The organism is Pseudomonas sp. CGJS7 (genome assembly GCF_036961695.1).
Map to the genome: position 1 here is coordinate 1 of NZ_JBAMDI010000210.1, position 11,607 is coordinate 11,607.

Annotated in this window: 12 protein-coding genes; 6 read left to right on the forward strand and 6 right to left on the reverse strand. The window is 67.9% G+C overall.

Features of this window, described 5'->3' with window-relative positions; all coding sequences use genetic code 11:
- Positions 1 to 562: hypothetical protein (locus V7787_RS50505; protein ID WP_336095067.1), on the forward strand; the 562-nt coding region annotated here is incomplete at its 5' end.
- A gap of 170 nt (positions 563 to 732) precedes the next feature.
- On the opposite strand, the gene V7787_RS50510 is transcribed toward V7787_RS50505, so the two are convergent.
- Complete coding sequence (locus V7787_RS50510; RefSeq protein WP_336095079.1) at positions 733 to 2,052, reverse strand: PQQ-dependent sugar dehydrogenase; 1,320 nt, start codon at positions 2,050 to 2,052, stop codon at positions 733 to 735.
- Between the two features lie 171 nt (positions 2,053 to 2,223).
- Between V7787_RS50510 and V7787_RS50515 the strand changes: the two genes are divergently transcribed.
- Positions 2,224 to 3,135: a LysR substrate-binding domain-containing protein gene (locus V7787_RS50515; protein WP_336095068.1), complete on the forward strand. Its 912-nt coding sequence runs from the start codon at positions 2,224 to 2,226 to the stop codon at positions 3,133 to 3,135.
- A gap of 604 nt (positions 3,136 to 3,739) precedes the next feature.
- On the opposite strand, the gene V7787_RS50520 is transcribed toward V7787_RS50515, so the two are convergent.
- Entirely contained in the window at positions 3,740 to 4,261 is a 522-nt protein-coding gene (locus tag V7787_RS50520) for a nuclear transport factor 2 family protein (RefSeq protein WP_336095069.1), read from the reverse strand.
- A 47-nt stretch (positions 4,262 to 4,308) separates the two neighbouring features.
- Positions 4,309 to 6,006, reverse strand: a complete 1,698-nt coding sequence (locus V7787_RS50525) for a serine hydrolase (protein ID WP_336095070.1) — start codon at positions 6,004 to 6,006, stop codon at positions 4,309 to 4,311.
- A 238-nt stretch (positions 6,007 to 6,244) separates the two neighbouring features.
- Here V7787_RS50525 and V7787_RS50530 point away from each other — a divergent pair, with 238 nt between their 5' ends.
- Positions 6,245 to 7,498 carry a TIGR03862 family flavoprotein gene (locus V7787_RS50530; RefSeq protein ID WP_336095071.1) on the forward strand — a complete coding sequence of 418 codons (1,254 nt, stop codon included), beginning with the start codon at positions 6,245 to 6,247 and terminating at the stop codon, positions 7,496 to 7,498.
- A gap of 49 nt (positions 7,499 to 7,547) precedes the next feature.
- Here the strand turns inward: V7787_RS50530 and V7787_RS50535 are convergent, their stop codons facing one another.
- Both V7787_RS50535 and V7787_RS50540 read right to left on the reverse strand, forming a co-directional pair.
- Positions 7,548 to 8,177, reverse strand: a complete 630-nt coding sequence (locus tag V7787_RS50535) for a hypothetical protein (protein WP_336095073.1) — start codon at positions 8,175 to 8,177, stop codon at positions 7,548 to 7,550.
- A gap of 194 nt (positions 8,178 to 8,371) precedes the next feature.
- Entirely contained in the window at positions 8,372 to 9,112 is a 741-nt protein-coding gene (locus V7787_RS50540) for a sulfurtransferase (RefSeq protein ID WP_336095074.1), read from the reverse strand.
- A gap of 212 nt (positions 9,113 to 9,324) precedes the next feature.
- On the opposite strand from V7787_RS50540, the gene V7787_RS50545 reads away from it, so the two are divergent.
- Both V7787_RS50545 and V7787_RS50550 read left to right on the forward strand, forming a co-directional pair.
- The gene (locus V7787_RS50545; protein ID WP_336095075.1) at positions 9,325 to 9,636 is read left to right on the forward strand and encodes an HPF/RaiA family ribosome-associated protein; all 312 of its coding nucleotides are present in this window, start codon (positions 9,325 to 9,327) and stop codon (positions 9,634 to 9,636) included.
- A 326-nt stretch (positions 9,637 to 9,962) separates the two neighbouring features.
- Positions 9,963 to 10,715 (forward strand): hypothetical protein, encoded by a 753-nt coding sequence (locus tag V7787_RS50550; protein ID WP_336095076.1) that lies wholly within the window; start codon positions 9,963 to 9,965, stop codon positions 10,713 to 10,715.
- Between the two features lie 13 nt (positions 10,716 to 10,728).
- Here V7787_RS50550 and V7787_RS50555 read toward each other — a convergent pair whose 3' ends face one another.
- Positions 10,729 to 11,400: an HD domain-containing protein gene (locus V7787_RS50555; protein WP_336095077.1), complete on the reverse strand. Its 672-nt coding sequence runs from the start codon at positions 11,398 to 11,400 to the stop codon at positions 10,729 to 10,731.
- Between the two features lie 10 nt (positions 11,401 to 11,410).
- On the opposite strand from V7787_RS50555, the gene V7787_RS50560 reads away from it, so the two are divergent.
- A partial coding sequence (locus V7787_RS50560) for a hypothetical protein (RefSeq protein WP_336095078.1) occupies positions 11,411 to 11,607 on the forward strand: 197 nt, incomplete at its 3' end.

Sequence of the window (11,607 nt, forward strand, 5' to 3'; positions counted from 1 at the left end):
CCAGGTTCACGCCGCCGAACCCGATGCGGACGCGAACCCGCACGGCGCCGCCGGCATCGATCAAACCCTGGACCGCGTGCGCGGCTGCTGGATTCAGAAGACCGAACCCAACGGCCGGGCGACGATGTTGTTGCGTCTGCTGCCCGATCGCGAACACCCGCAGTGGCTCAGCGGGCAACTGCAGCACGCCGATGGCGACGATCCGGACCGGCGCTTGCGCGTGTGGCTTGCGCGCGACGGCCGCTCGGCGCTGCTGGCCAGCCACGCGATCGACGATCCGACCGCGCCGGCGCCGAAGGCGGGGATGAGTTCGACGAAGTCGCTGGTCCTGAAACCACAGCCGCGGGTCGAGTTCGAACGCACGCCCGCCCCCACCGGCGCCCCGAGCGGCGCGCCCGCCGACACCGTCAATCTGGATTATCGCGAACGCGGTGCGGGCAAGCGTCTGCGGATCGAAGTGTCCGAAGAGCATTTGAAGCTCATCACCGCCGGCGGCCCGCCGAAGCTGGCGACGACGCGGCCGGTGGTGTTGTTCGATGGGCGGCGCGACGGTTGCGATTGAACGCCCGGCTTTCGCGGCGATCGTGATGCATCGCGGTCGCGACTCGCGTCGCTCCTACAGTCGCTATACATCGCATCGTCCCTCCCTGTAGGAGCGACGCGAGTCGCGACCGCGCCAACGCAAACATCGGCGCACCACCGCAATCGTCGTCCAATCACCACACGCCCGGCTCAATCACCCTTGGCCGCCGTCACCCGCCACACCTTGTTGCCGACATCGTCGGTCACCAACAACGCCCCGCGCGCATCCAGCCGCACATCCACCGGCCGGCCCAGCGCGTTCTCCTCGGCATCGAGGAACCCGGTCAACACATCCACCGGCGCCCCATCGGGCTTGCCGCCCTTGAACGGCACATAGATCACCTTGTAACCGCTCTTGGGCTTGCGATTCCAAGAACCGTGCTGGCCGACGAACAACCCGTTCGCATACGTCGCCGGCAGACTGCTGCCGCGCGAAAACGCGATGCCCAGCGATGCGGTATGCGGGCCCAACGCATAATCCGGCGCCAAGGCCTTGGCGACCAGATCCGGTTTCTGCGGCGTCACCCGCGCATCCACGTGCTGGCCGTAATAGCTGTAAGGCCAGCCGTAGAAACCGCCGTCCTTGACCGAGGTGATGTAGTCCGGCACCAGATCGCTGCCGATCTCATCGCGCTCGTTGACCGCGGTCCACAGCGCGCCGGTGTCCGGCTCCCAGCCCAAACCGTTGGGGTTGCGCAGGCCGGTGGCGAACAAGCGCTTGTTGCCGCTGGCGCGGTCCAGTTCCCAGATCGCCGCGCGGCCTTCTTCCATCTCCATGCCGTTCTCGCCGACGTTGCTGTTGGAACCGACGGTGATGTAGAGCTTGGCGCCGTCGCGACTGGCGATCAGGTTCTTGGTCCAGTGATGGTTGATGCCGGCCGGCAGGTCGGTGATCTTCACGCCCTTGTCCGCGATCGAGGTTTCGCCTTCGCGGTACGGGAACCGCCACACCGCGTCGGCATTGGCCACATAAAAATCGCCGCCGACCAGGGCCATGCCGAACGGCGAATGCAGATCCTTCAGAAACACCGTGCGCAATTCGGCGACGCCGTCGCCGTCGGCATCGCGCAGCAGGCTGATGCGGTCGGCGCTGGGCACCGCTGCGCCGGCTTTCTTCATCACCCGCCCGGCGACCCAGGCCTTGATCCCGGAAGGCTTGTTGTCCGCAGCCGGCGCATTGCTTTCGGCCACCAGCACATCGCCGTTGGGCAGCACGTGCAACCAGCGCGGATGGTCCAGCCCTTCGGCGAACGCGGCCACCGCCAAGCCCGCCGCGGGCGTCGGCTTGGCGCCCGCGGGCCAACCGATCGCCGGAGCGATGTTGACCGTGGGCAACATCGTCGCGTTGGGCGCCGGCAGTTTCGGCGCCGCGCCGGTGCCGTCGGCGACTTGCAAGGTCGCGGACTCGCCGCAGGCGGTCAGGACCAGCGCAAGGACGACGCTGAGCGCGGTCGGGCGAGTGGCATGGATCATCGATCGACTCCGGGTGTATCCGATTGAGCGGCTGAGCATGCGCGGCGCGAAGTAAAACCGGCGAGAAACCCGGCGCTGCCTGCGCGGTTGTGTGAAACGCAGCGGTTTTATCCGACCGCGCCTGGACCCGTGGCCGCCAGCCTGCACTGGCGGGCCTAGAATGCGGCCATGAAGATCAGCCTCGACGAATTGCTCGCCTTCGCCACCGTGGTCGACACCGGTTCGATCACCGCCGCGGCGCAATCGCTGGATCAGACCGTGTCCGGGGTCAGCCGCGCGCTCGGCCGGCTGGAGGAGAAACTCGGCACCACCCTGCTGCGCCGGACCACGCGCCGGCTGGAGCTGACCGAGGAAGGCGAGCTGATGCTGGCCCGCGCGCGCGCGATCCTGGCCTCGGTGGAAGACGCCGAGGAGCAGATGGCGCTGCGCCAGCAACAACCGGCCGGGCGCTTGCGGGTCAACGCGGCCTCGCCGTTCATGCTCCACGTGATCGTGCCCCTGGTCGGCGAATTCCGCCGCCGTTATCCGCAGATCGAACTGGAGCTAAACACCAACGATCAGATCATCGACCTGCTCGAACAACGCACCGACATCGCCATCCGCATCGGCCAGCTGGCCGACTCGACCCTGCACGCACGGCCGCTGCCGGGCAGCCGTTTGCGCGTCCTGGCCAGCCCGGCGTATCTGCAAGCGCACGGCAAGCCGCGCGGCGTGGCCGACCTGAGCGAGCACGTGCTGCTGGGCTTCGCCCCGACCGCCACCCTCAACCGCTGGCCGCTGCGCGACGCGCACGGCAACGAGCTGGACATCGCCCCGCATCTGCACGCCTCTAGCGGCGAAACCCTGCGCCAACTGGCCCTGGCCGGCGAAGGCATCGTCTGCCTGTCCGACTTCATGACCCGCGCCGACCGCCAGCGCGGCGATCTGGTCCAGTTGTTCGCCCGCGAAACCCTGGACGTGCGCCAGGCGATCAACGCGGTCTACTACCGCAACACCCAACTGGCCTCGCGCATCGCCTGCTTCCTGGATTTCCTGGCCCAGCGGCTGACGCCCGCGCGCGGCGAAGCGGCCTGGGAATGAACCGCAAGCCGACGGCAATCAAGACGGACCGAGGAAGATGGCCCTGCACCGCGTAGCGCCGCGGTGCAGGGCCGGAAGTGGCGGACGGGCACGGTCCCGTCGGCGCCACAAGCAGCCGCCGGCATCCTGGAGATCTGCCGGCGGGACGACTGGGTCCCCAGTCATTGGTTAACAACGAGGCAAGCCGCCCGCCCCCCTACCTCGGGCGGTTACCGGTCGTCGTGTGGGCGGCAACACCCGCGGTGCGCGGGCGCGAGCGGCTGCAATCGGCGCAGTGATCCGGCGGCAACAGCCGCCAACAAAACCTCGCGCCCCATCCACCGTCATTCCGGCGAAAGCCGGAACCCATTTTGATCCGGCTCTCATCGGCCCGGGCGAGTCCGCTATGCCGGCAACGCCAAAGCCGCCCTCACCCGCCAGGCTTGCGCTCCAACTCCGCCTTCTCCGCCTCGCTCAGCGCGCGATGGCCAGCGACGGCCCTTCCCCACCCGTCATTCCGGCGAAAGCCGGAATCCATTTTGATCTGGCTCTTATCGGCCCAGGCGAGCCCGTTACATCGGCTGCTCCAAGCCCCTCTACCCGTTTCGCGCGCGACCGACCGCCCTCACCCGCCGGGCTTACGCTCCAACTCCACCTTCTCCGCATCGGTCAACGCACGATGCCCATAGCTGACCACCCGAGTCATCCGCCACTGCCCATCCTGGTTCGCCCAGATCATCAAGAACTTGGCGCCGCCCTCGCACTTGCCGCTGGCGACCTCGCAGAAGCGATGCTCGCCTTCCTCGATCGCGCCGTAGCCCTTGATCGGATAGACCTTGAGCGTGGCCGGCAACAGTTCGCGCCGGACCTTGCCGCAGATGTACTTGCGGGTGTTGTCGACCACCGTGGCGCGGTCGAAACTGGCGCCGCCCTTGTCGTGATAGAACTCCACGTCCTCGGTGAAATACTTGGCGAAGGCATCGAGGTCGCAGCGGTTGTAGGCGTCGAACACCTGGCTGTCGAGCTCGGCGACGGTATCGCGCAAGGCCTCTTGCGCACTGAGCTCATCGGCCCATGCGCCGGCGGCCGCCAGCGACAATGCCGCGGCAGTCAGCGCGGCGAACGCGGTGGAAGTTCGATTGCGCATGGCGATGCATCCCTCAACGGTGAACGGAAACAACGGCCAGCGGCCGCTCAGGATTTCTTCGCGGCCGGCTTGGACTTGCCCTCGCCTTCGGCCGGCTTGTCCGCCACCGGGGTCAAGCGCAGATCCTGGAAGTCGAAGCTGAAATCGGTCAGCGGCGAGATCGCCTCCATGCGCAACTCGCGGACCTTGCCGTCGGGCGTCAAGGCGAAATTGAGGAACGCGTCGGCGTTGAGCCAACGCCGATCCCAGCGCACGATGAAGGTGTCGTGCTGCCAATGCGAGAGTTCGCCGACCAGGTCCTTGGTGCGGCCGAAACGCACCCGCAACTTGCCGCCCGCGGCCGGCTCGATGAAGACATCGCCATACCACGGATCGCGATACGCGCCGGCATAGCCGGGCAGCGGCAGCGAAGGCTTGGATTTGGCGTCGCGGGCCTTGAGGTGGTTGGCCCAGTCCTCATCGGCCTTGCCGCGGCTCTTGGCCAGCGCGGCGGCGTAAGCGGCGTTCCAATCGGTCTTGGGCGCGTCCAGGAACGCGTCGAGCGCGCGCATCGTCACCGCCTGGAACGCGCCGCCGAGTTCGGCGTTGGTCAGCACCACCACGCCGAGTTTCGACTCCGGCAGCAGCGTCACCCGCGACACCATCCCCGGCCAGCCGCCGGTATGCCAGACCAACTTCTTGCCGCGGTAGTCGGTGAGTTGCCAGCCTTCGCCGTAACCGGCGAAATTCGGCTTGACCGGCGCCAGTTCCGGCACCGAGGGTTCGGCGATCGGCATCGGCGTCACCACCGACCACATCTCGCGCTGGCGCTTGGCGCTGAACAAGCGCTGCTCCTTGTCGCCCTCGCGCGCGTAGACGCCGCCGTCGAGTTGCACCCGCATCCATTTGCCGATGTCGTGCACGCTGGAATACAAACCGCCGGCGCCGGCGACGTTGGACCAGGTCATCCGCGGCGCGGTTTCCAGCGTCTTGAAATCGGCCTTGGCGTGGCCGCTGGCGACCTTGTCGCCGGCTTGCAGCGCGTCGCTGTTGTAGCGGGTTTCCTGCATCCCCAGCGGCTTGAAGATGCTCTGGGTCAGGAAGTCGCGATAGCTCTGTCCGCTGGCTTTTTCCACCACCAACTGGGCCACGCCGTACAGGATGTTGTCGTAAGCGTATTGACCGCGGAAGCCGCCGCTCAGCGGCACTTCGGCCAGACGGCGGGCGACTTCTTCGTTGCTGTAGTCGGTGCCCGGCCAGTACAGCAGATCGCCCGCGCCCAATCCCAGGCCGCTGCGGTGGGCGAGCAGATCGCGCACGCGCATCTCGCGGGTGACGTAGGGATCGGCCATGCGGAACCACGGCAGATGGTCGATCACCCGGTCGTCCAGGCTCAGCTTGCCTTCGTCGGCCAGCATCGACAGCGAGGCCGAGGTGAAGGCCTTGGTGTTGGAGGCGATCGCGAACAAGGTGTGCGCGTCGACCGGTTCGGGCTTGCCGAGCTCGCGTACGCCGTAGCCGCGTTCGAGCACCACGCGCCCGTCCTTGACGATCGCCACCGCGATGCCGGGCACTTCGAACTGCTTGCGCACCGCTTCGACGTAGGCGTCGAAATCGCCCAGTTGTTCCGGCAGCGGCGATGGCGCGGCGACGCTGTCGGCCGGCGCAGGCGCGGGCGCGGGGCTCGGCGCCTGGGCGACGGCGCTGGCCGCGCTCATGCACATCAGCAATCCGGCACCGTGCGCCTTGAAATCGGTGGCTCGCATCTTCCGCAACTCCGGCAATCGACAAGGCCGCCACTGTCGGCGATCGCGCTCCATCGCGCCAGAGGCCGGAAGTTGGGTGGCGAGCACTGCGCCCAAGCCGAAATCGCCGTCGGCGAATCACATTCGATTGCCGGAATCCGCCGGGCCGACGCCCATGGTCGGGGCCGGCCGATCACAGTCCGATCCGCGCCAGGCGGCATAATGCGCGCCCGCCACGCGTTCGCCGCCCGCCCCGCCCATGTCCGAACCACGCACCCTCCCCGGCCTGGCCATCGTCGGCGGCGGCCCCGCCGGCCTGATGGCGGCGCAAACCGCGCGCGCGCTGGGCGTGGAGGTGGATCTGTTCGAGGCCAAGGGCTCGGTCGGGCGCAAGTTCCTGATCGCCGGCAAGGGCGGGCTCAACCTGACCCACGGCGAGCCGCGCCCCGGCTTCGATGCGCGCTACGGCGAACGCGCCGCGCAGATCGCGGCCTGGCTGGACCGGTTCGACGCCAACGCGCTGCGCGAATGGGCGCGCGGTTTCGGCGTGGACACCTACGTCGGCAGCTCCGGCCGGGTGTTTCCCAGCGACCGCAAGGCCGCGCCGCTGCTGCGCGGCTGGGTACGGCGGCTGCGCGAAGACGGCGTGCGCCTCCACGTCCAGCACCGCTGCATCGGCTGGAGCGAGAACGGCGCGCTGCGCATGCAGACGCCCGAGGGCATCATCGAAGTCAAAGCGCGGGCCACGGTGTTGGCGCTGGGCGGCGGCAGTTGGCCGGAACTGGGTTCCGACGGCGAATGGACGCGGTGGCTGGGCGCTCGCGGCGTCGACATCGCGCCGCTGCAACCGTCCAACTGCGGTTTCGATATCGATTGGAGCGCGCATTTCGCCCAGCGCCACGCCGGCGCGCCGCTCAAGGCGGTGGTCGCGCATTGGCGCGACGCCGACGGCGGCGAGCGCAGTTTGCAAGGCGAGTGCGTGGCGACCCAGACCGGCATCGAAGGCAGCCTGATCTACGCCTTGTCGGCGATGCTGCGCGAGGCCATCGCCGCCGAGGGTTCGGTGGTGTTGGAGCTGGATCTGGCGCCGGGCCGCGATCTGCAGCGCTTGCAGAACGATTTCGCCCAGCCGCGCCGCGGCCGCAGCGTCGGCGAGCATCTGCGCCGGCAGACCGGGCTGGACGCGGTCAAGGCCGCGCTGGTGTTCGAAGTTTTGGGCAAGGACGGCTTGAACGACGCGGCCACGGTCGCGCGCACGATCAAGCGCCTGCCGCTGCGCCTGCTGCGCGCGCGTCCGATCGCCGAGGCGATCAGCAGCGCCGGCGGCGTGCGCCTGGAAGCGCTGGACCCGGCGCTGCGGGTGGCGGCGCTGCGCGAGAACGTGTTCTGCGCCGGCGAAATGCTCGATTGGGAAGCGCCGACCGGCGGTTACCTGCTGACCGCGTGCTTCGCCAGCGGCCTGATCGCCGCAGACGCCGCGGCGCGGCGGCTGCTGGACACATCCGCCGGCTGAGGCCTGGCTGCTTCAAGCCACGCGCGGCGTCGGCGCGCGCGCCGACGGCTTACGAGGCGGCCTTCTCGACCGCCTTGCCCATGAAGAACATCGACGCGCACAGACCCACGCCCTGCGCGGTCGCCGCGGGCAGATCGCTGCCCTGCAAGGCCATCAGCTTGATCACGTCGCCGCTGGATTCGCTGACCTTGGCCAGGGCGATGAAGCCGGTCGGGGTGGTGCCGCAGAACGCGTTGGCCGGGGTTTCCTTGGGCGGGATCTGTTCCAGCACCCGGCGCAATTCGACCGCCTGACTGGCCTCGAGCTGCATCGTCGCGCCGTAGGTCTGGCCGGCCGAATACTGGTCGCCGCCGCGCACGATCGCGACCCGTTCGGTCTTGTACAGCGAACCGTTGTCGCCCTTGAGCTCCAGGTCGTCGATGGTGATCTTGCCGACCGTGGCCTGGGCCACCGGATTGCCGGGCTCGAAGGTGCCCAGCGCCACCGGCGTCAGCATCGGCGGCGAGGCGCGCGAGACCGGATCGGCGTCGGGATCGGGCACCGCCTGCGGCGGCGGCGGCGGAGCGGCGGTGGTTTCCTGCGGGGCGGCGGAATTGACCGGCGCGCGCTGGCTGCAGGCGGCCGTCGTCAGGACGGCGAGCGTAAGCAGGCCCAGCGCGGGGAACAGGCGTCGGTTCATCGGTGGTCCTCGTTTCGATTCAATTGCGGCCGCGCCGACCACGCCGCAAAGCGCGGTCCGGACGCAGGCCTGAGGTTCGTTCGCGGCGTTGGGGGAGCCGCTGCGGGGGCAGCGGCGCGACGCGAACGCGCAGCCTAACCGCAGGCCGCGTTTAGACGGGTTAATAGTTTGTAATAAACCGCACAAAGTGCCGGTCAGGCGGCCGCATCGTGCAAGGGCCGCAACTGCGGGTCCAGGGCGACGCGTTCGTCGAACACGAAGCAACGTCCCTGGTAGTGGCGGCCGCCGACCTGTTCGAAGTAACCCAGGATGCCGCCGTCGAGCTGGAGCAGATTGTCCATGCCGTCCGCGCGCAGCCAAAGCGCGGCTTTTTCGCAGCGAATTCCGCCGGTGCAGAAGCTGACCACGGTGGCGTCGCGCAGGCTTTCGCGGTGCGGCGCCAGCGCTTGCGGCAGTTCGGTGAAGTTGTCGATCGGCAGGGTCAGCGCGTTGTCGAAACTGCCGTAACCGACTTCTTCGCGGTTGCGCGTATCGAGCAAAACCACCCGCCGGCCGGCATCGTCGACGCCGCGGTCGAGCCAGCGCTCAAGCGTGCCCGGCGTCACACTCGGTGCGCGGCCTTGCAGCGGCGAGGCCTGCTCGCGCCGGAACGCGATGATCTCTTGCTTGAGCTTGACCTTCAGCCTGGCGAACGGCTGGGTGCGGCTGTGGCTGTACTTGACCGCCAGATCGGCCAGGCGCGGGTCCGCGCGCAGCCCCTGCAGCAGGGTCTCGATGGCCTCGGCCGACCCGGCCAGGAACAGGTTGATGCCCTCGCCCGCGACCAGCGCGGTCCCGCGCAGTTGCAGGGTTTCGGCCTGTTCGCGCAGGCGCGCGGCGAGCTGCGGCGGATCGTCGATGACGGCGAAATGGTAGGCGGCGATGTTGACGATCATGCGGCCATTGTACCGCCCCGCCCCGATGCCGATCCCACACCCTGACATGCCCCGGCTGGGCCGAAGCTGAACGCAACGAGAACCTTCCACGCGGGCGCCGGTCGGAACTTATGCGTGGCCGACAAGCCGAACGACAACGGCGGACCGCGCAGACGTCCGGGCAAGGGCCCGGGGGTCGTCCCGAACATCCAGCGCCACAAGGAGGCGTTTGCATGAAGATTCAGCTCAACACCGACCACCATCTGCGCGGCGACGAGTCGCTGAGCCAGCACGTGGAAGGCGTGATCGATCACAGCCTGGGCCGCTATCGCAACCAGGTCACCCGGGTGGAAGTGCACCTGCGCGACGTCAACGGCACCAAGACCGGCGGCGGCGACAAGCACTGCACCATCGAGGCGCGGCTGGAAGGCCGACCGCCGGTGGCCGCCACCGAGGACGCCGACAACATGCGCGCGGCCATCAGCGGCGCGGCGCGCAAGCTGCAACGGGTGCTGGACAGTTCGTTGGGACGCTTGTCGCACTGACCACAACACGCGCGGCGGCCGGATGCGTCCGGCCGCCTTCGCGCGATGGGCACATAAGGTGCCGGACTCGCGTCGATCGCAGCAGCGTCGGTAGCGATCGGCGAACCGAAAATAATCTTGCGCGGTGCCATGAGCGCATTCAACTCAACGCGCGATCGACACCGCCGATCACGCTGCCGCCGGCTCGCATCGGCGCGAGCTTTTATTTCGTACTAGTCAGATAGAGCGCGGATTGGCCGCCGCCTAGACTCGCCGGCACTTTCGTCGTCGGGTCCATGCTCATGTCTTGCCGCGCTCGTACAGGCTCTTATCGTTTCCGCGTTTGCTTGCTCGCCGCTTGCCTCGCCGCCGCGCCTTCGGCCCAGGCCCTGGAATGGAGCAGCACCGAATTGCAGTGGCAACGCGGCAAACTCGATCTGCCCTATTCCAACGGCGCCACCGCCCACACCAACGTGTGGACCTTCCAGCACGCCAGCGGTTGGAAGTACGGCGACAACTTCGGCTTCATCGATTTCAGCCGCACCCGCGACGATCTCGACGCTTACGGCGAGTTCTACAGCAATTTCAGCCTCGGCAAGATCCGCGGCGACAAGGTCGGCTTCGGCCCGGTCAAGGACATCGGCCTGATCCTCGGCGTCAACGCGGCCGAAGACGCCAAGGTGCTCAAGTACCTGCCCGGCGTGCGTTTCGCCCTGGACGCGCCGGGCTTCGCGTTCCTCAATCTGGATTTGACCGCCTACCTCGACGACAGCCGCGGCGTGCGCCACGGCGGCGCGCCGAAGGAAGGCGACAGTTGGATGCTCGATCTCAACGGCGCGCGGCCGTTCAAGATCGGCAAGGCCAGTTTCAGCATCGAAGGCCATATCGAACTCGTCGGCTCGCGCCGCAACGAGTTCGGACAGAAAGTGCCGCACCATGTGCTGGCCCAGCCGCAGATCCGTTACGACCTCGGCGAGCAGTTGTGGGGCCGCGCCAACGAGTTGTTCGTCGGTCTGGAATATCAGTACTGGCGCAACAAAGTCGGCGATGCCAATACCGACGAATCGGCGGTGCAGGCGCTGGTGGTGTGGCGCCTGTAATCGCGCCGCTGGCTCAACGTTTGGTGGTGATGGCCCGGCGCAGATTGTTGCGCGCGGCGGCGTCGTAGCGCTGGTGGAACAGGTCGCTGAGGAAAATCCGCTCGCGCTTGAGCAAGCCCTTCAGGAACCGGCGGCGGTTGAGCTTGAACAACGGGCCGGGCACATGGCCGCGGTACTCCGAGGCGATACCGCGGTCGTAGGCGTCGAAGACCGCCGGTTCGGCGCCGAGGATGGCCATGTCGCCGTCGAGGAACAAGCGGGTCTGTTCGTCCACGTCATCGCGCGCGATGGCGCCGTGACGCGCGGTCAGTTCGATCAGCTCGGCGACGCGGTCGGCGTCGATGCCCTGCTCCGGCAGCCAGCGCGCGATGTGCTCGCGCGCGAGCAGCGCCGAACGCGCTTCGTTGTCGCGGCGGCCGGCCTGGTAGATCGCGTCGTGGTAGAGCACGGCCAGGGCGACTTCGCGCGGCTGGGTCCAGCCTGTATCGGCGGCGACGTCGGCGTAATGGCGCAGCACTTCGGCGACGTGGCCGATGTTGTGGTAGGCGCGCGACGGCGTCGCGTAGGCGGCTTCGAGCGCGGCGATCTGTTCGGCCGCGAGCGGCAGCGGCAGTTGCGCTAGCGAAGCTTCGGGCAAGCGATCCTTGTTGTCGCTGGCGAATGCGGGCGGGCGAGAGTCGGACATCGCAGCGGAGGTGAATGAACTGCCGGCATCTTGGCACTTTTTCGCTGATCGCGCCGTGCCGTCCCAGACCTCAAAGCCCCCAAAAAACATCGCCCCCTTTGAAAAAGGGGGCTGGCGCCGACTCGGTACGAAGTCCAACGAAACCATCTGCGCCGGGGGATTTGCTTCGGGCGAAAGCAAAAGCAAATCCCCCCTACCCCCTTTTTC